General features: G+C 65.7%; 22 protein-coding genes. 9 read left to right on the plus strand and 13 right to left on the minus strand.

Annotated elements, in window-relative coordinates; translation table 11 throughout:
* Positions 1–49 precede the first annotated feature (49 nt).
* Complete coding sequence (locus FJ950_RS19500) at positions 50–4,459, minus strand: autotransporter outer membrane beta-barrel domain-containing protein (protein WP_181171334.1); 4,410 nt, start codon at positions 4,457–4,459, stop codon at positions 50–52.
* Positions 4,460–4,670: 211 nt separating this feature from the next.
* A complete protein-coding gene (locus FJ950_RS19505) occupies positions 4,671–5,627 on the minus strand; it encodes an AraC family transcriptional regulator (RefSeq protein WP_140617993.1) in 957 nt (318 codons plus the stop codon).
* Between the two features lie 46 nt (positions 5,628–5,673).
* On the opposite strand from FJ950_RS19505, the gene FJ950_RS19510 reads away from it, so the two are divergent.
* On the plus strand, positions 5,674–6,975 hold the full coding sequence (locus FJ950_RS19510) for a PAS domain-containing protein (RefSeq protein ID WP_246681349.1): 1,302 nt from the start codon (positions 5,674–5,676) through the stop codon (positions 6,973–6,975).
* Between the two features lie 35 nt (positions 6,976–7,010).
* Here the strand turns inward: FJ950_RS19510 and FJ950_RS19515 are convergent, their stop codons facing one another.
* The gene (locus FJ950_RS19515; RefSeq protein ID WP_140618086.1) at positions 7,011–7,937 is read right to left on the minus strand and encodes a LysR family transcriptional regulator; all 927 of its coding nucleotides are present in this window, start codon (positions 7,935–7,937) and stop codon (positions 7,011–7,013) included.
* Positions 7,938–8,032: 95 nt separating this feature from the next.
* Here FJ950_RS19515 and FJ950_RS19520 point away from each other — a divergent pair, with 95 nt between their 5' ends.
* Entirely contained in the window at positions 8,033–9,043 is a 1,011-nt protein-coding gene (locus FJ950_RS19520; RefSeq protein ID WP_140617994.1) for an NAD(P)-dependent alcohol dehydrogenase, read from the plus strand.
* A 94-nt stretch (positions 9,044–9,137) separates the two neighbouring features.
* Here FJ950_RS19520 and FJ950_RS19525 read toward each other — a convergent pair whose 3' ends face one another.
* The 6 genes from FJ950_RS19525 to FJ950_RS19550 form a co-directional block, all read right to left on the minus strand.
* Complete coding sequence (locus FJ950_RS19525; RefSeq protein WP_140617995.1) at positions 9,138–11,453, minus strand: xanthine dehydrogenase family protein molybdopterin-binding subunit; 2,316 nt, start codon at positions 11,451–11,453, stop codon at positions 9,138–9,140.
* Positions 11,450–12,433, minus strand: coding sequence for a xanthine dehydrogenase family protein subunit M (locus FJ950_RS19530; protein ID WP_140617996.1), 984 nt, complete (start codon positions 12,431–12,433; stop codon positions 11,450–11,452). The genes FJ950_RS19525 and FJ950_RS19530 overlap by 4 nt, the downstream gene beginning before the upstream one ends.
* Positions 12,430–12,912 carry a (2Fe-2S)-binding protein gene (locus tag FJ950_RS19535; protein WP_015316943.1) on the minus strand — a complete coding sequence of 161 codons (483 nt, stop codon included), beginning with the start codon at positions 12,910–12,912 and terminating at the stop codon, positions 12,430–12,432. The genes FJ950_RS19530 and FJ950_RS19535 overlap by 4 nt, the downstream gene beginning before the upstream one ends.
* 229 nt (positions 12,913–13,141) lie before the next feature.
* Positions 13,142–15,400 (minus strand): xanthine dehydrogenase family protein molybdopterin-binding subunit, encoded by a 2,259-nt coding sequence (locus tag FJ950_RS19540; protein ID WP_140617997.1) that lies wholly within the window; start codon positions 15,398–15,400, stop codon positions 13,142–13,144.
* A complete protein-coding gene (locus FJ950_RS19545; RefSeq protein ID WP_140617998.1) occupies positions 15,390–16,448 on the minus strand; it encodes a xanthine dehydrogenase family protein subunit M in 1,059 nt (352 codons plus the stop codon). Before FJ950_RS19545 ends, FJ950_RS19540 begins: the two co-directional genes overlap by 11 nt.
* On the minus strand, positions 16,445–16,975 hold the full coding sequence (locus FJ950_RS19550) for a (2Fe-2S)-binding protein (protein WP_140617999.1): 531 nt from the start codon (positions 16,973–16,975) through the stop codon (positions 16,445–16,447). Before FJ950_RS19550 ends, FJ950_RS19545 begins: the two co-directional genes overlap by 4 nt.
* 252 nt (positions 16,976–17,227) lie before the next feature.
* Between FJ950_RS19550 and FJ950_RS19555 the strand changes: the two genes are divergently transcribed.
* The gene (locus FJ950_RS19555) at positions 17,228–17,845 is read left to right on the plus strand and encodes a TetR/AcrR family transcriptional regulator (RefSeq protein WP_140618000.1); all 618 of its coding nucleotides are present in this window, start codon (positions 17,228–17,230) and stop codon (positions 17,843–17,845) included.
* A gap of 129 nt (positions 17,846–17,974) precedes the next feature.
* On the opposite strand, the gene FJ950_RS19560 is transcribed toward FJ950_RS19555, so the two are convergent.
* Positions 17,975–18,928, minus strand: a complete 954-nt coding sequence (locus tag FJ950_RS19560) for a LysR family transcriptional regulator (RefSeq protein ID WP_140618001.1) — start codon at positions 18,926–18,928, stop codon at positions 17,975–17,977.
* A 117-nt stretch (positions 18,929–19,045) separates the two neighbouring features.
* On the opposite strand from FJ950_RS19560, the gene FJ950_RS19565 reads away from it, so the two are divergent.
* The 3 genes from FJ950_RS19565 (at position 19,046) to FJ950_RS19575 (ending at position 21,914) form a co-directional block, all read left to right on the plus strand.
* The gene (locus FJ950_RS19565; RefSeq protein WP_181171336.1) at positions 19,046–20,419 is read left to right on the plus strand and encodes an MFS transporter; all 1,374 of its coding nucleotides are present in this window, start codon (positions 19,046–19,048) and stop codon (positions 20,417–20,419) included.
* A 30-nt stretch (positions 20,420–20,449) separates the two neighbouring features.
* A complete protein-coding gene (locus tag FJ950_RS19570) occupies positions 20,450–20,761 on the plus strand; it encodes a hypothetical protein (protein WP_246681350.1) in 312 nt (103 codons plus the stop codon).
* Between the two features lie 154 nt (positions 20,762–20,915).
* Positions 20,916–21,914, plus strand: coding sequence for a bestrophin family ion channel (locus tag FJ950_RS19575; protein ID WP_140618002.1), 999 nt, complete (start codon positions 20,916–20,918; stop codon positions 21,912–21,914).
* A gap of 42 nt (positions 21,915–21,956) precedes the next feature.
* Here the strand turns inward: FJ950_RS19575 and FJ950_RS19580 are convergent, their stop codons facing one another.
* The 3 genes from FJ950_RS19580 to FJ950_RS19590 all read right to left on the minus strand — a co-directional run bounded on the left by FJ950_RS19580 (position 21,957) and on the right by FJ950_RS19590 (position 23,237).
* Positions 21,957–22,220: a hypothetical protein gene (locus tag FJ950_RS19580; RefSeq protein ID WP_140618003.1), complete on the minus strand. Its 264-nt coding sequence runs from the start codon at positions 22,218–22,220 to the stop codon at positions 21,957–21,959.
* A 94-nt stretch (positions 22,221–22,314) separates the two neighbouring features.
* Positions 22,315–23,061 (minus strand): thioredoxin family protein, encoded by a 747-nt coding sequence (locus FJ950_RS19585; protein WP_140618004.1) that lies wholly within the window; start codon positions 23,059–23,061, stop codon positions 22,315–22,317.
* Positions 23,058–23,237 carry a hypothetical protein gene (locus FJ950_RS19590; RefSeq protein WP_140618005.1) on the minus strand — a complete coding sequence of 60 codons (180 nt, stop codon included), beginning with the start codon at positions 23,235–23,237 and terminating at the stop codon, positions 23,058–23,060. Before FJ950_RS19590 ends, FJ950_RS19585 begins: the two co-directional genes overlap by 4 nt.
* A 116-nt stretch (positions 23,238–23,353) precedes the next feature.
* Between FJ950_RS19590 and FJ950_RS19595 the strand changes: the two genes are divergently transcribed.
* From FJ950_RS19595 to FJ950_RS19605, 3 genes are all read left to right on the plus strand, one after another.
* Positions 23,354–24,574 carry a helix-turn-helix domain-containing protein gene (locus tag FJ950_RS19595; protein WP_140618006.1) on the plus strand — a complete coding sequence of 407 codons (1,221 nt, stop codon included), beginning with the start codon at positions 23,354–23,356 and terminating at the stop codon, positions 24,572–24,574.
* Between the two features lie 34 nt (positions 24,575–24,608).
* Positions 24,609–25,241 carry a PQQ-binding-like beta-propeller repeat protein gene (locus tag FJ950_RS19600; protein ID WP_015316956.1) on the plus strand — a complete coding sequence of 211 codons (633 nt, stop codon included), beginning with the start codon at positions 24,609–24,611 and terminating at the stop codon, positions 25,239–25,241.
* A gap of 87 nt (positions 25,242–25,328) precedes the next feature.
* Positions 25,329–26,159, plus strand: coding sequence for an aldo/keto reductase (locus FJ950_RS19605; protein ID WP_015316957.1), 831 nt, complete (start codon positions 25,329–25,331; stop codon positions 26,157–26,159).
* Positions 26,160–26,167: the final 8 nt, after the last annotated feature.

Here is a 26,167-nt window from a genome sequence, read left to right on the forward strand (position 1 = left end):
AGGACCGCCCGGCGACGTCAATTTGGCGCGAGCCGGCGGCCTGTTGTCGTCAGAACTTGACGCTGAGGTTTGCCTTGGCGCCGTTGTCGACGGCGCCACCACCGAACTGCCCGGAATAGGACAGGCCGAGCGTGGCATTGGGCGACATTTTCATGTCGACGCCGGCTTCGATTACCGCCGCGTTCCTGGCGATCGGTATGCCGGCGATGGTGAAGGCGTCGCCGCCGGCGAAGGCGAAACTTGAAGTCGGCGTGACGTCGCCGAAAGCGTGGCGCCAGCCGAGCATGCCGCGCGCGGTGGCATTGACGCCGCCAAGCCCAAAATCGGTCGAGCCGCGCAAGCCGAGCGTGGCGAAGGTGACGTTGCTGCTCGCGCCAGCGCTGGTCAAGGCCGCCGCACCGCCGGTTTCGCTGAAGCCTTCAGTGTGCAGGCTGACATAAGCGAGGTTGGCGAAGGGTTCGAACTTGAAGGCCCCGCTGGTCTCGGCCTTGTAGGCGAGATCGCCGAACATCTGCGCGGTGCCCGCATCGTAGTTGGCCGAGAGCTGATCGGCAAAACCGGTGAAGGCGACGGAGCGCTTGGTCGAGAGGCTGCTCCAGCTGTAGGCCGCACCGGTGCGGAAGGCGATGGCGCCCCAATTGGTGCCGCCATAGAGGCCGAGATGGTAGCTGTCGCTCTTGCCGGAGGAATTGCGATCGTCGGCGTTGAAGGAGGAATGGCTGTAGCCGCCGAGAACACCGACGCGCCAGCCGCCGACCAAAGTGTCGGCGCCGGCCAGCAGGCCGCCGGTCGAGCGGTCGAAGGCGGCGGCGTTGCCGTCGCTGTCGCTACTGCCCGTGGAACCGAACGCCTGGCCCCAGACGGCGAAGCGATCGGTATCGGCGGCGACCATCTCGGGGCCGCCCTCGCCATAGGCCATGACCGGAAGCGCCGCCGCGCCGGCATCGCCGAAGGCGGCAGCGATGCGGCTGTTGGCGGCGTCGCGAACGAAGCGGGAGTCCTCGATCAGCAGGCCCTTGGCCGAGGCATGGATTTCGCCGGAAAGCTGGTCGAAAGCGTCCTGGGCGGCTGCCTCGCTCGACAAGGCAAAGATGGCATCGAAGAGCGGATTGCCGGCGCCAAGGCTTTCGGCGCCGCCGCCGGTGGCGATCTGGTTCGGCGTCAGGCCTACACTGGCAAAGCTTGCCTTGGCCAGGTTGAGATAGACATTGTTCGCGTCATAGGTGAGCGTCGGCGCAATGAAGATCGAGCCGTCTTCGAGACTGGCCTTGTCGAAGGTGCCGGTGACACCGCCCGCCGCCGTGACGATCGTATAGGTCGTGCCGGTCGCATAATCCGGATAGGGTATGACGTCGACCGTGCCGCCGCCAATCGTCACCGTACCGGTGGCGTTGATCCGATCGGATGTGCCGCCGATTTCGACTTCAACTGCGTAAGTCGAACCGGCCGAGAAGGCTGTGTTGCTAACATTGATCGTGCCGATCGAATTGCCCGGTGCAAAGGTGCCGCCCGAAGCAATGGTCACAATGCCTACCGTGCCCGACCCGCCAAGCAGGCCGCCGGTGACATTTATCGCGCCGCCGAGCGAGCCGTTGACATAGAGGCCGCCGCCGAGAACGTTCGTCGTCCCGGTGAAGCCGGAGGAATTACTGGTCAACTTGGTGTTGCCGGCGATCTGGTTGATCGTCCCCAGTCCGCTGATCGCCGAAGCGAAGCCATTGTTCGCGCTGGTATGGTTGAAATTGAGCGTGCCGGTGCCGGAGCCGAACTGCAACGTTGCCGAATCGAGGACGCCGGCGCCCGCCGCCGCGGAGCCCGCCGCGCCGCCGATGTTAAGCGCGCCGACAGAGCCGGCCTGGCTGGCGATCACGGTAGAGCCGTCCACCAGAGCGGTGCCGCCGTTGGAGAGCGTCACCGAAGCAGTGCCGCTGAACCCGATATCCAGGTCGCCGTGCATCTCCCACAGTGAGGCCGGGCCATCAACGGTTGCCTGGCCGGTGGCACCGGCGGCGAACGCCATGTAGGTGCCGCCGCCGGATGCGACGCCGCCATTGGTGACGGCAAGAGTGCCGATTCCCAGACCGCCAAGGTACATGCCGTTCTTGTTGGTCCATTTCGAGCCCACGCCGTCGACGGTAACCGCACCGTTGGCTGTCGCCGCCTGGCCGACAAAGACGGAATCTGCATCCGCTGAACCGCCGCTGGAGATGGAAAGTGCCGCGTGACCGGCGCTTCCCAGGATAAGATTGTCATCGGTGCTCCAGGAGGATCCCGCCCCGTCCACCGTCACGGTGGCGGTTGCGGTTTCAAACACTGCGAGGAGCGCGGCCTGGTTGAGGACATGGCCGCCATCTGCCACCTGGAGCGTGCCGGCGCCCTTGAAACCGAGGAACAGGTCGCCCGAATTCGTCCAGCTCGAACCCGGTCCATCGACCGTGACGGTGCCCATGGACCCGACGTCGTAGCCCGCAGAGCCAGTCTGGTTGCTAACGGCGCCGCCATTGGTGATGTCGAGCGTGCCGGTTCCTGATTGGCCAACAATGAGTTCGCCCGTATTCGCCCAGGTTGAGCCGGTGCCGTCCACCGTCGCCGTCCCGGTCGAGCCCGCGGCATATCCGAGATAGCCAGCAAGGTTGCTCACGCCGCCACCGTTCGTGACAACTAGCGTGCCCGTGCCCGCAACCCCAACCTTGAGGTTTCCGCTGTTGGTCCAGGTCGAGCCTGCACCGTCGACCATTGCCGTGCCCGTCGAGGCCGCCTCGAAGCCAACGTAGCCCATGGCATTGCTGACTGCGCCACCGTTCAGGATTTTCAGCGTGCCAGTGCCTCCATCGCCGACATAGAAGTCGGAACTGCTTGTCCAGGTCGAGCCCGCACCGGTGATAGTGGCAAAGCCCGTCGAGCCCGCCATGGTGCCCACAGCGCCTACAGTGTCGCTGACCGCGCCGCCGTTCGAGATCGTCAGCGTGCCCGTGCTGAGACCCCCGAGGTAGAGATTCCCGCTATTTGTCCACTTTGATCCCGCGCCGTCGACGAACACTTCGCCAGCCGAGCCCGCCGAGTTGCCGACAAAGCCCCAGGCGTTGGTGACGGCGCCGCCATTGCTTATCGCCAAAGTGCCGGCGCCGAAATCGCCAATACTCAGGTTTCCGCTGTTGGTCCAGGTCGAGCCGGTGCCGTCGACGAACGCCATGCCGATGGAGCCCGTCTTCGCGCCGACAGCGGCCCAGGTGTTGCTGACCACGCCGCCGTGAGTGATCCCCAGTGCGCCGTTACCCAAATTGCCCACAATCAGGTTGGAGCTGTTTGTCCAGATCGAGCCGGCGCCATCGACGAACGCGATGCCGGTCGAGCCCGTCTGCGCGCCGATCATACCGATGGTGTTGCTGACCGCGCCGCTATTCGAGACCGTCAGCGTACCCTGGCCCTGGAAGCCGATGAAGAGGTCCGAAGTGTTGGTCCAGGCCGAGCCGACGCCGTCGACCGCCACCAGGCCCTTGGAGCCCGCGGCATAGCCGGCATAGCCCACCGAACTGGTGACCGCGCCGCCATTCGTGACCGTCAGCGCGCCGAAGCCCGCGTTCCCAACCGCAAGGGCCGCGTTCGCCCAGGTCGAGCCAGCACCGTCGACAGTTGCCGTGCCACTGGAGCCCGCCAGGTTGCCCAGGATACCGCTCAGATTGCTGACCTTGCCGCCGTTCGAGATTTTCAGCGCACCGGTGCCCTGATCGCCGACGTATAGGTGGGAGGAGTTTGTCCAGGTCGAACCCGCTCCGTCGACCGTCACCGTGCCGGTGGAGCCTACATGCCAACCGATGGTGCCCATGGCATTGCTGACCACGCCGCCATTGGTGATGTCCAGCGTGCCTGTGCCAAATTCGGCGATATAAAGATCTCCGCTGTTGGTCCATGTCGAGCCCGGGCCGTCCACCGTTACGGTGCCGGTGCCCGGGCCGTAGCCGACATGACCCACTTTGTCGCTCACAGCGCCGCCGCTGGAGATCGTCAAGGTGCCGTTGCTGTTCGTACCCAAGGCAAGGAAAAGGTCCGAACTGTTGCTCCAGACGGAGCCTGCTCCAGTGACGCTCACGGTGCCGCTCGCGTCCGAAGCGTAGCCGAGATAGCCGGCAGTGTCGGAGAGGGTGCCGCCATTGGTGATCGTCAGCGAGCCCGAGTAACTCGAAATGGTGCCGACAAACAGATAATGAGCGGCCGCATTCGCCGCATTGACCACGGTCGGGTGCGGGAACACCGGATCGAGCATAACATCGTCGCTCGATGTCGGAACAGCGGCGGGGTTCCAGTTTCCGGCGGTAAACCAATCCGTGGAGGCGGCGCCGGTCCAGATCTCGGCTGCCGATGCGGGGATCGGCAGGCCAAGGCAGACCAGTGCCGTCGACGCCAGCGCCAGGTTTTTCAATGCGTTGGCCTTACGGCCTCCAAATGCATTCCGCGGCATTCGATCCCCTGACATGACAGTCGTTTCACCCTGAGGCTGACATGTCATTGGAGCCCGGCCTTGTCTTGGGCAGGGCCGCACCGGAATTGGACTGGAGTGAAAAGCAGCGTGTTTTGCGCGCATTGTGGCAGTTCGGCGTCATCGGTGGCGCAAGCCGCTGCGGAACGGCCTCGCACGGGCGGTACCGGACTGCTGGCGAAGGCTGCAAAACTTATCTGGCGCTTGTCGGCGTATAGCCGAAACGGCGACGAAAGCAGCGGTTGAAGTACGATACGTCGCTGAATCCGCTTGTCAGGGCGATGTCACTGACCCGCATGTCGCTGTGTTTGTGCGAGAGCATCCTGTGGGCGCTCTGCAGACGCAGTTCGAGAACGCGTTCGGAGAAGCTCATTCCCGTCTCCTGAAGGAGGTCGTGGACGTAGCGCACCGACAGGCCGAGTTGTAGAGCGACACTTTGGGCGGAGATGCCGGGGTCGATAAAATCCTCGGCGATCCTTGCGAGGACGGCCTCCAGCCTGGCAGCGCGCAGGCCCCGAAGCCCGGCCAGTTCGGCAGCCCGACCTTTTGCGCCGGTCGCCAGGCCGATCAGATCCACGATCGTGTCCGTCGCGTGCGTGATCAGATCCGCGGAGGCAAGCGGGCTGCCGCTTTCAAGAAGCAGGCAATAGCGTTTGAGAAGCTCGAGGGCTTCGCTGTCGGCGCCGATCTTCAGCCCCAGCCTGTCATCGATCTGCGGGAAGGCGCGCAGGAGGATCGCGCGTGGGACCACCACATTCGTCCAGACATTGCTGTCGGCACCGTTCATTTTCAGAGCTTCCGATGCGGTGACAAGCACGGCCTCTCCCCGGCCGACGGCATATTCGCGGCCGGCATGTACCCCTGACAGCATGGTGTCGGCCTTGTTGATCATCAGCAGATAGCCGTCCTTGTCGTCATTGGCGATGTTGCTCGCTTTGCGTGTGGCATGCTTGACGGGTCCGGACATCTGGCCGAGAACCGCTGAACCGACGGCCGTGGCTTCGATGGCTTCGAAGTGCAGGTTTTCCGGACTGTCGTATTCGGCCGACCGTATTTCCGCGACAGGGATGTCTTGCCACGGGGAAAATCGTTCTCGTTCATCAATATGCGGTGGCAACCGAGCCGATGAAAGCACCGTCTTTCGCGACAATGGGAAACCTCGACAACTGTCCACGGCTTAAAAAATATCGAACGCGATGCTTTCCATTGCGACAATAACCGGCAACAGTGGCGGCCCGGCGTTCAAGCGACCAAGTTCAACCCATAGTCGAGAGCGGCCGCGACTTGCGTCATCCAAAAGTATGATGTCACAAATTCCTCCGAGGCGAGATCGGGGCGTGCCTGGAGGTGTGATGGAAAGGCTGAGCAGCGAAGTCCTGAGTTCAATTATCGGCGATATCTACGATTGCGTTTTGAACCCGGAAGGCTGGGCCGGAGTCATGACCCGCGTCACGAAAGCTGTCGACGCGGCCTATACCACCATCGCGCTTGCCGGCACCGCCCATAATAGTGGCCGTTTCGCGGCTCAGTCGCCCTGGGATCCCGTACGGATGCGGGCCCTCGAAGAAGACTATGACTTTGATGAAATTCCCGGGCTGAAGGCAGCGGTCGTCGGCGATGTCGACCGGCCCGTTGCGACGCTGTCGCTCATGAGCGAAAGCGAACTCCAACTGACGCCGTTTTTTCAGAACTGGGCCAAACCGCAGGGACTGCGCGAGGCTTGCATCACCAAATTCGTTCATACGCCGGACCGAATCGGGCTTCTGGGCTGCACCACGCGAGCCAGCAGGGGAGGCATCTCGATCGAAGAGCAGCATTTCCTGGCATTGCTCTCGCCGCATCTGCGCCGTGCTTCGCTGATCGGCGATCTGCTCGACCAGGGCCGCATCACCATCGATCTTTATCGTCAGGCGCTCGATCATTTGGCTGTGCCTGTCGTGCTTACCCACGCCAATGGAGCAATCCTCCATGCGAATGCGGCCGCCGAACAGATGTTTTCGGTGCAGGGGCCCATTCTCTCCAGGAACGGCCTGCTCCAGGCACAGAATCGGGTCGTGGCCCGCGCCCTGCTCGACGCGATCGCCAGCACGGCGAGCGCGGATGCCTCGCTTGGCGCGCGCGGCATAGGGCTGCCGGTTTCGGCCCAAGGCCAGCCGCCCGCCGTTGCCTATGTGTTGCCGTTGACTGAAGGAACGGCGCGCGCGGTTTTCCGGCCGGCATGCGCGGCTGTGTTCATATCGACGACGACATCGGCTTCTCCCCTCCCGGAGGCCGTTCTGACCACGCTGTTCGATCTTACGCCCTCGGAGGCGCGGGTGCTGCTGCGGATCGGCAGCGGATTGTCAGCGTCCAAGAGCGCGTTGGCGCTCGGCATTGGCGAAAACACCTTGAAGACCCACCTCAACCGAATCTTTGCCAAAACCGGCACGAGACGCCAAGCCGACCTCGTCAAACTCGTGTCGGACATCGGCATGCCGCTGGCGGCTCATGGGCCCTGAAGCGCGCAGTCTCTACCGCGAGCGGGTCAGCGGCTTTACCGCCAGGGCGGTTCCGGCGCGAAGCGCTTGCCGATCCAGTCGGTGAAGGCGCGGGTCTTGGCGGCTTTTCCCTTGGCCGAGGGCGTGACGACATAGACGGCGCCTTCATCCGCCAAGGTCCACTCCTCCAGCACAGGCACCAGCCGTCCATCGGCAAGCTCGCGCCCGACCAGCCAGTCGGTGCTCATCATCAGGCCGAGCCCCTGCACGGCGGCCTCGACCAGCACCTCGGCATCGTCGCTGACCAACCGCCCGGAAACCTCGACGCGCGCGCGCCGGCCCTCGCGGTCGGTCATCTCCCAGGCCGGAAAGGTCTGGAAGCCCGAGAAGCCCAGGCAGGAATGATCGAGCAGCGCCTGCGGCGTCTCCGGCGTGCCGCTGCGGGCGAGATAGGAGGGAGCCGCGCAGAGCAGCCTGCGTCGCGTCGCCACCTTGCGTGCCACCAGGCGCGAATCCTCCAGGCTGCCCAGCCGCACGGCGACGTCGAAATTCTCGGCGACCAGATCGGTGAAGCGGTTGGAGAATTCGGCCTCGATGCGGACATCGGGAAATTCGGCAAGGAATTGAGGCAGCAGCGGCCCGATCCACATGCGCCCGAACGTGCCGGGCAGCGCCAGCCTGAGCACGCCGCGCGGGCGGCCTCCGGCATGCGCGGACGCGACGGCCTCGGCCTCGTCGACGGATGCAAGGATGGCGCGCACGCGCATCAGGAATTCGGCGCCCGCTTCGGTCAGCGAGACGCTGCGCGTCGTGCGCGAGAGCAATCTCACCCCCAGCCGCGTTTCCAGCGATTGCAGGCGCCGCGACAGAATGGTCGCGTCGCGCCCGACCCGCGCCGCCGCTTTGGTGAAGGAGCGCGCCTCGGCGATGGCCGCGAACGCAGCCATCTCGGCAAGGGCAGCGGGTTCGTGAGATTGCTGCATCATTCACAGTTCTCAATTTCGCGAAACGAGGATTATCCAGAGATAACGCAGCAAATAGGTTCACTCAACCACCAATCGTCCACCGGAGTGAAACCATGAAAGCCATCGAACTCAGCCAGCCCAGGCTGGACGCCTTCCGCGCCGCCACCGTTGCAACCCCCGAACCGCAGCGCGGAGAGGTGCTGATCCGCCAGCGTGCGGCGAGCCTCAATTTCGTCGATGTGGCGGTGGCAAGCGGCAATTATCCCGGACCGAGCTTTCCGCTCATCCCCGTAGCCGACGGCGCCGGCGAGATCGTCGCGCTGGGCGAGGACGTTGCGAGATTCGCCATCGGCGATCGCGTCATCGCCCATGCCAAGCCGCGCTGGATCGGTGGGCCGCCGCGGCCTTACGAAATGACGCAGATGCGCGGCATTTCGCTGCCGGGGTCACTGGCCGAATATGTCGCGTTGCCGGCCAATTCGCTGGTGCCGGTGCCGGCGCATCTTTCCTCCGAGGCGGCGTCGACGCTGCCCATCGCCGGCACCACCGCCTGGAACGCCATCCGCGCCGCCGATGTCGGGCCGGGCTCGGTCGTCGTGCTGCTTGGCACTGGCGGCGTCTCCATCTTCACCCTGCAGCTCGCCAAAGCCGCCGGCGCGACCGTCATCATCACCTCGTCGTCGGACGAAAAGCTGGAGCGGGCGAAGGCGCTCGGCGCCGATCATCTCATCAACTACCGCGCGACGCCCGAGTGGGATGGCAAGGTGCTGGAGCTGACCGGCGGCCTCGGCGCCGACCTTGTCGTCGAGACCGGGGGCAGTGCCACCTTCGCCCGCGCCGTCAACGCCACCGCGCCCGGCGGTACGTTGTTCACCATCGGCTTCGTCACCGGTGCCGAAGCCACGATCAATCTGCTGCCGATCATCATCAAGGCGCTGAAGGTGGTCGGCAACAACACCGGATCGGTGTCCGATCTCAGCGACGCCGCCCGCGCCGTCGGCGCGGCCCGGATCGAGCCGGTGGTCGACAAGGTGTTTTCGCCCGACGAAGCGGCCGAAGCCTACGCCCACATGGCCGCCGGCGGCCTGCACTTCGGCAAGCTGGTGTTCGGGCTGGAGTGGTGATCGGCGCAGGCGCTTTTTTTTCAATGTTGAAAATTGGCGGAACCGCCGCGACATCCAATCTCCCCCACGAGGGGGAAGATTGGCAGCCTCACCGTCAGATCAGCTTCTCCAGCGTGATCGGCAGATCCCGCACGCGCTTGCCTGTGGCATGGAACACCGCGTTGGCAATGGCCGGCGCCATGCCGACGATCGCCAGCTCGCCGACGCCCTTGCCGCCGAGCACCGAGGAGTGCGGGTCGGGAATCCCCACCGAGATCACCTCGATGTCGGGGATGTCGGCATTGGTCGGGATGAGATAGTCGGCGAGGTTGTTGTTGACGATGCGGCCGTGGCGGCGATCGACGATGCCTTCTTCGAGCAGCGCCTGGCCGATGCCCATGATGATGCCGCCCTTCCACTGGCTCTCGGCGAGTTTCGGATTGTAGAGGCGGCCCGAATCCAGCGCCGACACGACGCGCGACACACGCACCGTGCCGAAATCCTCGTCGACGCGCACCTCGACGAAATGCGCGCACCAGGAATGGCGCGAATAGTCACCCTCCGTGTGTGGCAGCGCCATGGCGATGGTGGTGTAGTTCTTGTAGCGATCCTCGACGCTCGAATTGGCCGGCATGGTGTCGCCCGTCGCCTCGATGCGGTCGCGGCCGACGCTTTTGAGCAGTTCGGCGATCGAGACGTCGGGGCCGTCGCCCCGCGGCGCGGTGATGCGGCCATTGACGACGACCAGCGTGTTGGCCTGCAGCGCATGGAAGGGCGAGCGCGGATCGCTGATCGCCAGGCCGACCAGCTGGTCGAGCGCCGAGGTCGCGGCCTTGTGGACGGCGCCCGTCATCACGCCGGCCAGCCGCGAGCCGCCGGCGACGCCGGCGCGGGGGAAGCGCGAATCGCCGAGCTTCACCACCACGTCGTTGGCCGCAACGCCGACCGTTTCGGCGGCCGTCTGCGCCAGGATGGTGTAGGTGCCCTGGCCCATGTCGATGGAGGAGCTTTCGACCTCGACCGAGCCGTCGGCCAGGATGCGCACGATCGCCTCGCCATAGGCGCGCCGCACCGGATAGGTGCCGGCGGCCACGCCCCAGCCGACCAGATGGTTGCCGTCGCGCATCGAGCGTGGCTCAGGCGTGCGCCTGGCCCAGCCGAAGCGTTCGGCACCCGCTGCGAAAGCCTCGCGCAGCTGCCTGGTCGACCAGGCTTTGTTCGCATGCGGATCCTGTTCGGCGTAGTTGCGCAGCCGGATTTCCAGCGGATCGATGCCGACCTCGTAGGCGAGCTCGTCGATGGCGCTTTCGATGCCGAAGGCCGACGGGTTTTCACCCGGTGCGCGCATGGCGCCCGGCACCACCGAATTCACCCGCACGACATTCTGTTTCGAGGAGAAGTTCGGCGTCGCGTACATGATCGAGGTGACCGAGCCCAGCGGCTCGACCCACATGCCGTCGATGGAGGTTTCGTTGACGCCGCGATGCACGATCGACTGGATTCTTCCGTCATGGTCGGCGCCGATCGTCACCGTCTGCCGCGTCGCGGCGCGGCCGCCATAGCCGGTGAAGGTCTGCGGCCGCGTCATGACCAGCCGCACCGGTCGGCCGAGCATTTTCGCGGCACTTGCGGCAATCGCGCCATGGCTGAGCGCCAGCGCCTTGGAGCCGAAGCCGCCGCCGACATAGGGCGACACCAGCCGCACATTCTCGAACGGCACGCCGAACCATTCGGCATAGGTGCGCGCCATGCCGTCCAGCCATTGGCTCGGCTCCCACACGGTGAGATGGTCACCCTCCCAGCGAGCGATCAGGCCATGCGGTTCCATCGGCGCCTGGTATTCGCGCGGTGTGTTGTAGGCGGCGCAGATGCGCACCGGGGCGGAGGCGAAGGCGGCGGCCGCGTCGCCCCATTCCTTGGTCATGGCGTCGACCGGGATGCCGTCGCCGGCCTTGCCGTCGCTGAGGTCGACGATGGCCGGCGTCTCATCATAGCTTACCTTGACCATCGCCGCGGCGGCCACGGCCTGCTCGAAGGTCTCGGCGATGACGGCGGCGACGTGCTGGCCCGAGAAGGTGACGTCGCGGGCCAGCGGACAATAGGGTTTGTCCGGCGGCGGCGTGCCGAACCAGTCCGAGGCGGTTTTCAGGCTGATGATCGTGTCTGGTGTCAACACCTTGAGGACGCCCGGCGCAGTCTCGGCCTCCGCCGTCTCGATGGCGCGCACCTTGCCGGATGCGATGGTGCTTTCGACCAGCACGGCATGGGCGAGCCCCTCGAGCCGCTGCTCGACGGCGTATTTCGCCGCACCCGTGATCTTGGCCGGGCCGTCGACGCGCGACAGCCGGCCGCCGACGGCCTCCACCCGCGCGCCGTCGGACGCGTCGCCATGTCTTCCGACGTAAACAGTGCTTGCGATGTGAACGGTCATGCCGCTTCTCCCAATTTGAGGATGGCGCGTGCGACGACGCGCGGCGCGAGTTCGATCTTGTAGCGGTTGGCGCCATGGTCGACGGCGCCTTCGACGGCGAGCAGGCTGGCCGTGCGAACGGCTTCCGGCTCCAGCGCCTTGCCTTTTAGCGCGGCTTCCACGGCTCGCGCCCGCCAGGGTTTGGTCGCGACGCCACCGAGCGCCACGCGCAGGTCGCGGATGGTGCGCCCGTCGGCCTCCAGTTCGAGCCCGACAGCGGCACTGGCCGCGGCGAACTCATAGGACTGCCGGTCGCGGATCTTCAAATAGGTCGAACGGCGGGCGACGGCGGAAGAAGGGATTTCGATGGCGGTGATCATCTCGCCCGGCTCGATCGCGTGTTCCCTGTCGGGCGTCGTGCCTGGCAGCAGGAAAAAGTCCTCCACCGGCACGCGCCGTTCGCCGAGATGGACCGTTGCGTCGAAGGCGACGAGCGCGGTGGCGAGGTCGCCGGGATACATGGCGATGCAAGCCTCGCTGGTGCCAAGCACGGCATGGCCCCTGGTAACGCCGCCGATCGCCGAACAGCCGCTGCCTGGTTCGCGCTTGTTGCAGGCGGCAAAGTTCGAGGGATCGCGGAAATAGGGGCAGCGCGTGCGCTGCATCAGATTGCCGCCGATGGTCGCCATGTTGCGGATCTGCGCCGAGGCTGCCTGCCAGAGCGCTTCGGAGATGGCGGGGAAGCGGCTCTTGATGTCGTCATGGTCGGCGACATGGCCCATCCTGGCGAGCGCGCCGATGACGGCGCCGCGCTCGTCGATCTCGATCTGGTCGAACCCCTCGAGGTGGGTGATATCGACCAGCGTGTCGGGCTCGGCGACACCGCATTTGGCGAGGTCGATCAGCGTGGTGCCGCCGGCCAGAAGCATGGCGCCGGGCAGCGCGGCCGCCTGGCGGGCGGCATCAGCCGAGGTGGCGCGAAAATAGGAAAAATCCCTCATGACGCGGCCTCCAGCGCCGCCTGGCGCACGGCGGCGACAATGTGCGGATAGGCGCCGCAGCGGCAGAGATTGCCGGCCATGTATTCGCGGATTTCCTCGTCCGAGCCGGCATGGCCCTCGCGGATGCAGGCCACCGCCGACATGATCTGGCCTGGCGTGCAGTAGCCGCACTGGAAGGCGTCCTGCTCGAGGAAAGCAGCCTGCACGGGATGCAGTTCGCCCTCCCGTGCAAGCCCCTCTATGGTGGTGATGGCGCGGCCCTCGGCCTGTGCGGCCAGCGTCAGGCAGGCCAGCACGCGCTCGCCGTCGACATGGACGGTGCAGGCGCCGCACTGGCCGTGGTCGCAGCCCTTCTTGGTGCCGGTCAGGCCGAGCCTGTCACGCAAGGCGTCGAGCAGCGTGACACGCGGCTCGAGTTCCAGCGTGTGATGCTGGCCGTTGATATCGAGATGGACGGGAATCGTGGTCTTGCTCGTCATGGGCGTCTGGCTCCAGTTGCTTGACGCTGGGGGAATGAATTGAAACTGGGCAGGGCGCTCCAACCGACCGCTTGCCTGCCCTAGAGCCGGATGATTTCAGGTCCGTTCGACCTGAAATCTGAATCCGCGTCTAAATCAAAGAGATAGAGCATGATGTCGTCCGAAAACCGGTTCCCACTTTTCGGCATCATGCTCTGGCGCAGGCCTGTCGTTTCGGGCGGACCGCTCGTCACCCCAGCAGGTCCTCGATCCGGATCGGAAAGCGCCGTGGGCGCACGCCGGTCGCGTGCCAGACCGCATTGGCGATGGCGCCGGCAGTGCCGGTGATGCCGATTTCGCCAACGCCCTTGATGCCGAGGGCGTTCACGTAAGGGTCGTCCTCGTGAACCAGCAGCGCCTCGACCGAGGGCACGTCGGCATTCACCGGGACATGATAGTCCGCCAGGTTGGCATTCTGAATGCGGCCGGAACGCCGGTCCGTGACGGCTTCCTCATGCAGCGCGAAGGAAACGCCCCAGATCATCCCGCCATAATACTGGCTGCGCACCAGCCGCGGATTGATGACCCGTCCGGCGGCGAATGCGCCGACCAGCCGGGTGACGCGGATCTGGCCGAGATCCGGGTCGACCTTCACCTCGGCGAAGACGGCCCCATGCGCGTGCTTGGCGTACGTCTCCTGGGAGGCCGGGTCCGGAGCGCCTTTGCCCCGGCCCTCGATTTCGGTCAGGCCCGCGCGGACGAGGATCTCGGTATAGCTTTCGCCGCGGCTTTCGTCATCGCGCCGGTAAAGACGTCCGCCGCGTGCAACAACGCCTTCATTGCCGGCGCCGAACAGCGGCGAGGCTTCGTCGCCGGTGGCGAGACCGGCAAGGTTGGCGATGACGGCCGCACCCGCATTGTGGATGGCCATGCCGGCCGTCGCCGTGTGACCCGAACCGCCGGCGATGCCCGCATTGGGCAGGTCGGAACTGCCGGCCCTGAAATCGACCTGGTCGATGTCGAGCCCCAGCCCGTCTGCTGCAATCTGGGCAAAAGCCGTCCAGGCGCCTTGGCCCATGTCCTGGGCGCCGGTCTCCATCAAGCCGGTGCCGTCGGCCCTCAGCACCGCGCGTGCCTCTGCCTGGAACATGAGTGCAGGGAACGTCGCCGTGCCCATGCCCCAGCCGGTGAGGAAACCGTCGGCGTCGCGCATCCGCCGCGGCTGCAGCGGGCGACTCGCCCAGCCGAACGCCTCGGCGGCCTGTTCGTAACATTCGCGCAGCGCCTTGGAGGAGAACGGCTTGCCGGTCATCGGTTCGACCTCGGCGTAATTCCTGAGCCGGAATTCCAGCGGGTCCATGCCGCAGGCATGGGCCGCCTCGTCGATGGCGCTCTCAAGCGCGATCGATCCGGTGGCCTCGCCCGGCGCCCGCATGAACAGCGGCGTGCCGGTGTCGAGCCGCACGGCATCGTGCGAGGTGGCGATGGCCGGGCTGGCATAGAGCGTGTGCGAGGCATCGGCCGCCGGTTCGAAGAAATCGTCGAACGTGCTCGACGTGGTCCTGGCGTGATGGGAGATCGCGGTCAGCAGCCCTTCGCCATCCATGCCCATGCGCAATGTCTGGCGGGTCGGGGCGCGGTGACCGACCGGGCCGTACATCTGCTCGCGCCGGAGCACCAGCTTGACCGGGCGGCCGACGAGACGCGCCGCCAGGATGCCGAGCACTTGCGGTCCGGAAATCATGCCCTTGGAGCCGAAGCCGCCGCCCAGGAATGGGCTGCGGATATGGACGTTTTGCGGCGCGATGCCGAACAGGCCGGCGATGCGGCCCTGCGCCATGGCCAGGCCCTGGCTCGGCGTGTCGATCGACAGCCGGTCGCCATCCCAGGCAGCGACGATCGCGTGGGGCTCCATGGCGTTGTGGTACTGGGCCGGCGTCTCGTAGGTCGCCTCGATCCGCGTCCTTGCCGATTTGAGGCCGGCCTCGACATCGCCCTTCTCCTGCACAGCCGGATTGCCGACGCCAACGCCGCGCGGCACGAAGCTTTTGGCGCCGTCCAGACCAACGCGCGCCGGCAACTCCTCATAGCGCGGCGACAACAGCGCCGCCCCTTCGGTCGCCGCTTCCAGCGTCCGCGCGATCACCACGGCAATGCTCTGGTTGGGATAGCGAACCCCATCGTTCTGCAGCAGGTCGAGCCGGAACATGAAGGGATGGTCCTTGGCATCCGGATCGACGGCGAGCGCCGGCCGGTTCAGTGGCGTCATCACCTCGACCACGCCGGCATGCGCCTTGGCCGCCTCGACATCCAGCGAGACAACCCGGCCGCGCGCTATACTGGAGACGGCAAGCACGGCATAGAGCATGCCGGGCGGATTGTTGTCGGCGGCAAAGCGCGCGGTCCCGGTGACTTTCAAAAATCCGTCGCGACGCGTCAGCGGCTGGCCGATGCTGGAGCCCTGGCGCGTATGGGCAGGCTGTTGGTTGAGGCCGAGTTCAAGCGTCATGACGCACTCCGGGAAGGGAGGAAAAAGGGGAAGCAGGCAAAGCGGGCATCAGAGCGGGCGTTCCCGCCTGTGCGGACATCAGCGCCCTGACGACAATGCGGCGGGCAAGCTCGATCTTGAACGCATTGTCGCCGGAGGGGCTGGCGTCGGCCAGAGCCGCATCCGCGGCCCGAACGAAGCTCGCTTCATTGGCATCGGCGCCGAGCAGCACCGCTTCCGCCGAGCGCGCCCGCCATGGCTTGGCCGCGACACCGCCGAGCGCCAGCCGCGCGGCGCGGATCTTGCCGTCGGCGACGGTCAGGGCCGCGGCAGCCGAAACGACGGCGAAGGCATAGGAGGTGCGTTCGCGTAGCTTCAGGTAGCGGGCGTGGGCGGCGAAGGACGCTGCTTCCGCCGGCAGGCGCACCGCAACGATCAGGTCGCCTGGCTGCAGCACGGTTTCGCGCTGCGGCGTGTCGCCTGGAAGCCGGTGGAATTCCTCCAAGGTCACGTGGCGCCGGCCTCCCTTGCCCTCGATCTCGACGACGGCGTCCAGCGCCACCAGCGGCACACAGAAATCGGAGGGATGGGTGGCGATGCAGGCATCGCTCCAGCCCAGCACCGCATGCAGGCGGTTCTCGCCGCCAAGCGCCGAGCAGCCGGAACCGGGTTCGCGCCTGTTGCAGGCGCTGGCGGTGTCGTAGAAGTAACTGCACCGCGTGCGCTGCAACAGATTGCCGCCGACAGTGGCGGCGTTGCGAAGCTGCGCAGAGGCGCCCGAAAGCAGCGCTTCGGCCACCGCCGGATAGGCTCTGGCGAAGGCCGGATCATATGCGAGATCGGCATTGCGGACCAGCGCGCCGACGCGCAGGCCGCCATCATCGAGCGTTTCGATGCGATTGAGTTCCGGCAGGCGGGTAATGTCGACGATCCGTTCGGGGCTGGTGATGCCGCCCTTCATCAGATCGAGCAGATTGGTGCCGCCGGCGAGATAGGCCGAACCCGGTTCGGCCGCCGCCGCTATGGCGTCGGAGACGGTGGCCGGCCTGATGAAATCGAAGTCTCTCATGCCGCGGTCCTCCTGCGTGCCTCGGTGGTGGCGGTGTCGGCCATGTTTTTCTGGGCTTCAATGTTTTTTTGGGCTTCCAGGACGGCCTCGACGATGCCGCCATAGGCCGCGCAGCGGCAGATGTTGCCGCTCAGCCCCTCGCGGATGCGCTCGGGATCATCGCCAGCCTGTCCTTCGGCGATCAGGCCGAGCGTGCTCATGATCTGCCCGGGCGTGCAGAAACCGCACTGGAAACCGTCATGGGCGATGAAGGCGGCCTGCACAGGGTGCAGTTCTTCACCGTGAGCGATACCTTCGATGGTCAGCACTTCGGCGCCGTCATGGCTGACCGCCAGCGCCAGGCAGGAGTTTATGCGCTTGCCGTCGACCAGCACCGTGCAGGCGCCACACTGGCCGCGGTCGCAGCCCTTCTTCGTGCCGGTGAGCTCAAGCCGCTCGCGCAGCAGGTCAAGCAAGGTGACGCGTGGGTCGACCTCCAGTTCGTGTCGATGTCCGTTGACGGTAAGCGAGATGGGAAGGCTGGTCATGGGCGTCTGGCTCCAGTTGCTTGACGCTGAGGGGAATGAAGTGGGGTAGGGGCGGGGAAGGGCAAGGTCAGGCGACGGCCAATCTCCTGCGGGTTGGGAAAGTGGCGGGTTGCGGCTTCGAAAGACGTGACATACCGGTTCCCCTGATTATATGATGGGGGTTCTCCACTAAAAGCGGAGGTGCCTCCGTTTATTTACGTGGGGGCTGGCCAGGCGTGGTTCAAGCCCCCATATCCCTGGTGGAGAAAAAAATTGGCTTTTGAGCCCGTCACAACCGCTGACCAAAAAACCGCCGCCGCCGACAAGCCGTTGCGTGCCGATGCACGGCGCAATCGCGACCGGCTGGTCGAGGTGGCGGCTGCGGTCTTTGCCGAGCGCGGCATCGACGCCTCGCTGGAGGAGATCGCTCGGCGCGCCGGCGTCGGCATCGGCACGCTCTACCGGCATTTTCCGACACGCGAGCATCTGGTCGAGGTGGTCTACCGCCGCGAGGCGGAGGGGTTGTGCGCGGCGGCCGGCGAGCTCGCTGCAAGATATCCCTCCGATGTGGCGCTGGAAGAATGGATGCGCCGCTTCGTCGACTACATCGCTACCAAGCGCGGCCTGGCGACCAGCCTGCGCATCCTGTTCAACACCAATTCGACGCTGTTTTCCGACACGTCGGGACGGGTGTCGCAGGCGCTGCGGCAACTGGTCGAGGCGGCGGTGGCCGACGGCACCATCCGCGGCGATGTCGATGCCTCCGACGTGCTGCATGCGCTCGGCGGCATCTACTCGGCGCCCGACACGCCCGAATGGCGCGACCGCTCGCGCCGTCTGGTCAAGCTCCTGATGGACGGGTTGCGGTTCGGGGCGACGAAGGCTGGATGAGAGGGCGAACGCCGCTTGCCCCGGCATGAGGCGAGCGATGACAAACGCTGATCGTGCGATCGTGTTTGGGGGCGGCTGAATTTGCTCCGGCATGGCAGCTCGGCGACTGCTCCGGGTCCGGGAACAGGATCAGTCGGTCCGCCGTCGATCCGCCACCAGACTTCCTGCCGTCGCCAGCTGCTCGAGCCGGCGAACCGCGCCCGGAAACTCCTTGAAGATCAACGATCGCAGCCAGCGATGCACGGGATCGGCATCCATGCGGGGGTGCCATGCCTGGGTGATGGTGAAGCCTGGGATTGCCACCGGCAGAGCAAACATCTGGGTACGGCCTGTCGCACCCAGATGGTACGAGCGCGGCACCAGTCCAACGAGATCGGATGCGGCCGCGACCGAGACGACCGCCGGATAGCTAGGCACCACCAGATCGACCTTTCGCGAAAGGCTAAGTTCGGCGAGTGCTTCATCGATCGGTTCGATGAAATGGCCTCGCCGGGATGAGACCACGTGCCGGCACGCGGCGTAACGCTCAGCGGTTATTTCGGTCTCCAGAAGCGGATGCCCCGTTCTCGCCACACCGACAAAACGGTCATCGAACAACGCCTGACCACGCAATTCGGCACCATCACCCGAAAGCACGCCAATATCGAGGTCGATCGTGGCTTCTCTCAGCAGTTCGATGCGCTTGTCCGGCCGGGGCGCGAAGCGCAGCCTTATGCCGGGCGCGGCACTGGTGACAAGGGCATGGAGACGCGCGGCGTAGAGCAGCACGAAGGCTTCATTGGCCCGGATGGTGAAATCGCGCCGCACCTGGCTGATGTCGATCTCCGGCGAGGGGCTGAGCACGGACCGGACCTCCGACGTCAGCGTGTGCACCTGTTCGGCAATCGCTTCGGCATGAGGCGTCGCCACCATGGCGCGTCCCGCCGACACCAGGATGGGATCGCCCAGCGCCAGCCGCAATCTCGACAGTGTGCGGCTCATCGCGGACGTGCTGAGGCCAAGTTTCTTGGCGGCGCCCGAGACGCTGCGCTCCCGCAGCAAGGCGTCAAGCGCCACCAGAAGGTTCAGGTCGAGATCGAGCATGAGAGAGCCTAACGGGATGAGGCGTTTGACGCAACGGTCAATTTACTCCGTTGCGTCTGGTGCAATAATGGGGTGAGCGGTATCGATGCGGCGACAATCCACGAAGCGGAGCCTCCGATGTCCATAGCCGCAACGATCACTCCCGCCCATGACGGCCTGCCGTCGCCACGCCGCTACCTGGCCATCGGCGTCCTGCTGATGACGCTGGTGCTCGTCGTGCTGGACGGCGCCATCGCCAATGTCGCGCTGCCATCCATCGCGGCGTCGCTCAATGCCAGTGCCAGCAGCACCGTGTGGGTGGTGTCGAGCTACCAGCTTGCGGTGCTTGTGGCTCTTTTGCCTTGCGGCGCGCTGGGCGAGATCCACGGCCCCCGGCGTGTCTTTCTTCTGGGTGTCGCGCTGTTCACGGTGGCTTCCGCGGCCTGCGCCTTCGCCGGCAGCCTGCCTGTTCTTGTGGCTGCCCGGTCCATCCAGGGGCTGGGGGCGGGCGCCATCATGGCGACCGGGCCGATGAACCTGCGCGTTTCGGTGCCGCAGCGGCTGCTCGGAACAGTGATCGGCTTCAACGCGATGACGATTGCGATTTCCGCGGCCGCCGGCCCTGGTGTCGCCGGCGCGATCCTCTCCGTTTCCAGCTGGCCGTGGCTGTTCGCCGTCAACATCCCGATCGGCATCATCGTCCTGTTGTCTGGCGGGTTGCTTGCGCATCTGGATGGCATGAAGCGTCACCTCAACCTCGTGGCATTGCTGGCCAACACACTGATGTTTATCCTGTTCTTCACGGGCGCCGACCGCATCGCCGGTGCGCCGGTCAGCGGGTCGATCCTGATCGGTTGTTCCGTCCTGTGCCTCGTCATCTTGTTGTCTCTCGAACGCAGGAGTGCCGCACCGATCGTGCCGACCGACCTCTTGGCCGATCCAGCCTTCCGGATAGCCGTCATCGCTTCGATCGCGTGCTTCACCGGGCAGATGCTCAGCTACGTCGCGCTGCCATTCTACCTGCAGCACGCCTTGCACATGAGCCCGGTCCAGGCGGGCCTCTACATGATGCCATGGCCCATCGCGACGATCATCATCGCGCCGATTTCGGGGCGGCTGGCCGATCGTTTCAAGACGGCGTGGCTGTGCGCCGCCGGCGGCGGGTTGCTGGCGATCGGCCTTTTGATCGCGGGCCTGACACCGCCCGGTCCAAGGGCGATTGCCTTCCTGGTCGGAACCGTCGTCGCGGGCACGGGTTTTGGTCTTTTCCAGACGCCGAACAACCGCATCCTGCTTCTCTCCGCACCGAAGGCGCGCAGCGGTGCGGCGGGAGCCATGCAGGGCACGGCACGGCTGTTGGGACAAACGCTTGGCGCCATTTCGATGTCGATCATTTTCGCGACCGTGCCGCCGACAGGCGCACCCAGCCTCGCGCTGGTCCTGGCCGGCGTCTGCGCGGCCATCGCCTGCCTGGTCAGCCTGAGCCGCGCCCGCTACGAGACGGTGGGATGAGACCAGCTGGCGCTCGACACGCTGTCCTCGATGCGCGCGCAAGGCATCGACATTCCAATCACCACGGTCGATCTCGGCCTGCGGCCGGCAATCGAGATCGCCAAGGGCGTTCCGCTCAAGGCTACCGGCTCGTGGCGTCCCGATGACAAGGGCGTCGCCGAGGCGCTTGCCATGATGAAGGCGCTTATTGGTGAACCCACGCCGGCGTCGATCGGGGTCCAGGCCTTGCCGACGGTGCAGTCCGGTGCTGCTGGAATCCTTCAAGACGGTCTTCCACAAGGACCCGCCGGGCGGAGCTGGCGGACGCCTGCAACTCGCCAAGCCGAAGTGCAATTGAGATAGGGGGAACGATCACGGGCGCGGGCGAGATCCCGTGCCCATGGCGGCGTCCTGCGCACACCGCGGTCGACGGCTCTTCGCCCTGTGCAAACGATATGATAGGCGTCAGGCTACCGGTGGCCCGATTGCCGGCCGTTCGTGATTGAGGGGCATTTCAATGTATGTAGGCCGTTCCTACAAGGTGATCGATTTCGCACTGTGGTCACGGCGCAGCGTCCTCTACATGGTGGTGGTGAGTGGGCTGGCCGTCGCTGCCTACCGCTTTCCGGGCATTGCCGGGTTCTCCGTGCCATGGTCGGTGGTGCTGGTGCTCGGCACCACGGTGTCGCTGGTTGCCGGCTTCAAGAACTCGCAGGTGTTCACCCGCAGCAGTGAGGCGCTGCAGGCCTTCACGCAGATCACGGCCAGCAGCCGCGTATGGTCGAATTTCTGTCGGGATTTCCTCGATGCGCCGACGGCCAGGCAGCTCATCTACCGCCATATCGCCTGGATGACGGCGCTGCGATACGCGCTGCGGCGGCCGATGCCGTGGGAATCCATGGGGAAGGCCGCCAATATCGAATACCGGCGGCGTTACCACATTCAGGAGGACAAGGGTTCGATCGCCGACGAATTACGCCCGCTGCTGGGCGACCAGACCGCGGACGTCCTGAAATCGCCTCGTCCGGCGATAGCCCTGCTCGAATTGCAGTCTGTCCAGGTCAACGCACTGTTCAAGGACGCCAAGGTCCCGCCGCAGATCCATGGCGAACTGACGAAGCTGATCCGCGACTTCCACGACCAGCAGGCGCGCTGCGACCGCATCAAGAACAATCCCTATCCCCGGCAATACGCCATCGTCAGTTCCATGTTTGTCATGATCTTCTGCACGCTGCTGCCGTTCGGCGTGGTTCCGGTGTTCGCCGACATGGGCAAGCTGGGGGGAATGCTCGGCTCGATCGGCATCTGGCTGACGATCCCGTTCAGCACGCTGCTGGGCTGGGCCTACATGTCCCTCGATCAGGTCGGCGAGAGCAGCGCCAACCCTTTCGAGGGCAACGCCAACGACGTGCCGATCTCGCAAATCTGCCGCGACATCGAGATCGAGATGCGCGCCGGGCTCGGCGAGAGCGATCTTCCCAAGCCATTGCTGCCGGTCAATGACATCGCGATGTGAGGTCGGGCGCCGGAGTCGGGCAGAGCCATGCCTTCTCAGCGCCTAGCGGCGGGAGATCACCCTCAGCCAGGGCGCCAGATGGAAAGCGCTCATCAGCAGATACATGGCCGGCATGCCGGTCAGGATCGAGCCGGTCAGCGGCGAGGCACCCATGCACAGCATGGTCCCGTCGCCGCCGTGAAGACGGGAAAGCAGCGCCATCACCGCAAAGGTCGGCGCCGCGGCGAGGCATAGCCAGTCGGCTATGCCATGGGGGACGACATTTTCGGGGGTCACGCTGCCGATGCCGGAAGGGATATCGCTCATGATCTTATTCCCTTGATGGTTGCGGCCCGTCATGACCTGGGGTCCTCGGCCCTGCCGGAGGAGAGGAACCCAGGCTGGACGGGCTTGCGCCAGCTTACTGGTTGCCCTTGTCGCGGAACGCGGCCTCGCCGGCAGCTGACACTTCGGCCCATTTCTTGTCGGCTCCGGCATCGTAATTGTCATGCCAGTTCCACCAGCTGTAGAGTGGCGTCTGCGGGTAGCCTTCGGGCGAGTCTTCCCACACCTCCTGGCGGCCGAGCGGCGTGATGTCGAGATAGCTCCAGACGGTGCCCAAAGCCTCGTCGCCGCGGTTGTTGATGAAATAGGTGCGGAAGATGCGGTTCCTGTCATGGATGAACACGTTGTGGCCGTGCCATTCGTCGACGCCGAAGTCCTTGTCGAAGCTATCGGTGATCGTATACCAGGGGATTTCCCAGCCCATCCGTGTCTTCAGCCGCTCGATGTCTTCCTGCGGGGCGCGAGAGGCGTAGGCGAGGGTGGTGTCGCGGGCGTTGAGATGGGCGAGGTGGCCGACCTGGTCGGCGCCGAGCGAGCAGCCGCGGCAGGCATGATCGGGCCAGCCATAGACGCCGGGCTCGAAGAAGGCGCGGTAGACGATGAGCTGGCGGCGGCCTTCGAACAGGTCCAGCAGGCTCACCTTGCCGTCAGGGCCCTCGAAGACATAGGCCTTGTCCACTTCCGTCCACGGCATGCGCCGGCGTTCGGCCGACAGCGCGTCCCTGGCGCGCATCGTCGCCTTCTCCTTCACCAGCATCTTTTCGTGCGCGGCGTTCCAATCCTGCTGTGAGACGATCGGTGGGGTGTTCATGGTCATGGTCATTGGTCTTCTCCTTTGCCGGTCGTGGCGTCGTTGCGGTGTGGTGTTGCCTGGACGTGTGGGGGAGCCGCAGGCGCGGCGAAATCCGAAAGATCCGGCCCGGCGCAGCAGGGGTGGCGTGCGGCGCGCTTGGCCGTATCATTGGCCGCGTCGAGGTCGAGGTCGGTGGAGGCAGGCATTTTTCTGGTTCTCCCATGCTGCCGTCATTGCCGGCACGTCTTGCTGGTTGACGGTACTGACGTAAGTTAGGGCGGCGCGGCGCCGAGGTGGGAGTTACAAGTGTGACGGGATTTGAATGGACTCGCTGATCACCGCGGCAGCGCTGGCGCTGGCGGCCGGCGATCCGCTCGGCGCGCTCGACCGCGTCGCCCTGCGCGAGGATGCGCCGGCGCTGGCGCTGCGCGGCATTGCCATGGCGCAGCTCGGCGACTTCGATCGCGCCAAGCTCTTGTTGCGGCGGGCCGCGCGTGCCTTCAGCCCGAAAGAGGCGGTGGCGCGCGCCAGATGCGTCGTCGCGGAGGCCGAGATCGCGCTGGTTTCGCGTGATTTGGGCTGGCCGGCCAAGGCGCTCGACGCGGCCCGCACGGCGCTGGAAAAGCATGGCGACCGGTTGAACGCGGCGCATGCCGGCCACCTCAAGGTGCGGCGCCTGCTCTTGATCGGCCGCCTCGACGAGGCCGAGCACGTGCTGGCCGGGCTCGACCCGGAGCCACTGCCGCCGGCGGCAAGAGCCGCGCACGAACTCGCCGTCGCCGGTATCGCAATGCGGCGCCTGCGTACCAGGCCGGCGCGCGCGGCGCTGGAGTGGGCGCGCCATGCCGCTCGCAAGGCCGGCATTCCCGGCCTCATCGCGGAGGTCGACAGCGCGTGGCTGGCACTGGAGACACCCGCGGCGCGGCTGATCGCGCAGGGCAGGGAGCAGCCGCTGCTGCTCGAAGAGGTCGAGGCATTGCAGGGAACGCCGGCGCTGGTCGTCGATGCTTTCCGCTACGCCGTGCGCATTGGGCGGACCACGGTTTCGCTGGCGAGCCGGCCTGTGCTGTTCGCCTTGGCGCGGACGCTCGCCGAAGCATGGCCCGGTGATGTTTCGCGGGGGGAACTCGTGGCGCGGGCCTTCGGCGGCAAGCATGCCGATGAATCGCATCGCGCGCGCCTGCGCGTCGAGATCGGGCGGCTGCGTGCCGAGCTTCGCGCATTGGCCGGCATCAGCGCCACCAGGCATGGCTTCACGCTGGTGCCGCGCCAGGCCCATGCAGTGGTGGTGCTGGCGCGGCCGATCGAGGAACGGCACGCGGCCGTGCTTGCCTTGCTGGCCGACGGCGAGGCCTGGTCGAGCTCGGCCCTGGCGCTGGCACTTGGAACCGGCCAGCGCAGCGTGCAGCGGGCGCTTGAGCCGCTTGCCGAGGCCGGCAAGGTACAATCCTTCGGCCATGGCCGGGCGCGCCGCTGGATGACGCCGCCGGTGGCGGGTTTCACGACCACCTTGTTACTCCCCGCGCCGCTTCCCAATGGCTAGAAAGTGACGACGACCACCATCGAGGGACAAGGACATGAAACATTCGGCAGCCGAAATCTTGAGGGAATACGGGCCCTTTCCCGGTGCTAATACAGTGGCCGGGGTAAGCTTTGACGGCAAGAATGTCTGGTTCGCCTCGGGCGACAGGCTGAACGCCTTCGATCCGGAGAGCGGGCAGGCCTTGCGCTCGATTGATGTCGCGGCACATGCCGGCACCGCCTATGACGGCCGGCATTTCTTCCAGCTTGCCAAGGACCGCATCCAGAAGATCGATCCCGACACGGGCGAGGTGCTTTCCACCATTCCAGCCCCCGGCAATGGCGGCGATTCCGGGCTGACCTGGGCCGAAGGCACGCTGTGGGTCGGCCAGCACCGGGAGCGCAAGATCCACCAGATCGACCCCGAGACCGGCGCGATCCTGCGCACCATCGAATCCAACCGGTTCGTCACCGGGGTGACCTGGGTCGACGGCGAATTGTGGCACGCCACCTGGGAGGGCGACGAAAGCGATCTGCGCCGCGTCGACCCGCGGACGGGCAAGGTTCTGGAGAAGCTCGACATGCCTGCCGACATGGGCATCTCGGGGCTGGAATCCGATGGCGCCGACCGACTGTTCTGCGGCAGCGGAAACGCTGGCGTGGTGAGGGCGGTGCGCCGGCCGAAATAAGGGTCCGCGAATTTTCCCCAATCGACTGGCCGTTGTGCGATGCCAAACCTAGATAGGCTGGACCATCCCCCACAAAAGGATTCTCCCATGCCCGAACAGATCACGTTGAACGACGGCACCGCCATTCCCCAGCTTGGCCTTGGCGTCTGGCAGGTCGATCACGACATCACGGCGCAGGTGGTGGGCTGGGCGATCCAGGCCGGTTACCGGCTGATCGACACCGCCGAGGGCTACCGGAACGAGGAAGGGGTCGGCGAGGCGATCCGCGCCGCCGGCGTGCCGGCGGCAGAGCTGTTCATCACCTCGAAGCTGCGCAACGGCGCGCACCAGCGCGATGCGGCGCTTCGGGCCTTCGACGACACGATGAAGAAGCTCGGCGTCGAGCAGCTCGACCTGTTCCTGATCCATTGGCCGGTGCCCAGCCAGGACAAATATGTCGAGGCGTGGAAGACGCTCGTCGAGCTGCAGCAGGCCGGCCGCATCAAGTCGATCGGCGTTTCGAATTTCAACAGGGATCATCTGGAGCGCATCATCGGCGAGACGGGCGTGACGCCCGTCGTCAACCAGATCGAGCTGCACCCGCGCTTCCAGCAGCGCGATCTGAGGGAATTTCACGCCCGGCACGACATCCATACGGAAAGCTGGAGTCCGCTGGGCAGCGGCCGGTTGCTGAGCGACCCGACCATATCAGGCATTGCCCGCAAACACGGCAAGTCCACCGCGCAGACAATGATCCGCTGGCATCTCCAGCAAGGGCTGATCGTCATCCCGAAGTCGGTGCGCCAGGACCGCATCGCGGCCAATTTCGATGTCTTCGATTTCGAACTGGACGCACAGGACCTGGAGACGATCGCCGGTATGGATTCGGCTGACGGCCGTAACGGTCCGAATCCGGTGACGGCGGCGTTTCTGTTCTGACAGGACGA

Source organism: Mesorhizobium sp. B2-3-14, assembly GCF_006442175.1.
GTDB classification, from domain to species: domain Bacteria; phylum Pseudomonadota; class Alphaproteobacteria; order Rhizobiales; family Rhizobiaceae; genus Mesorhizobium; species Mesorhizobium australicum.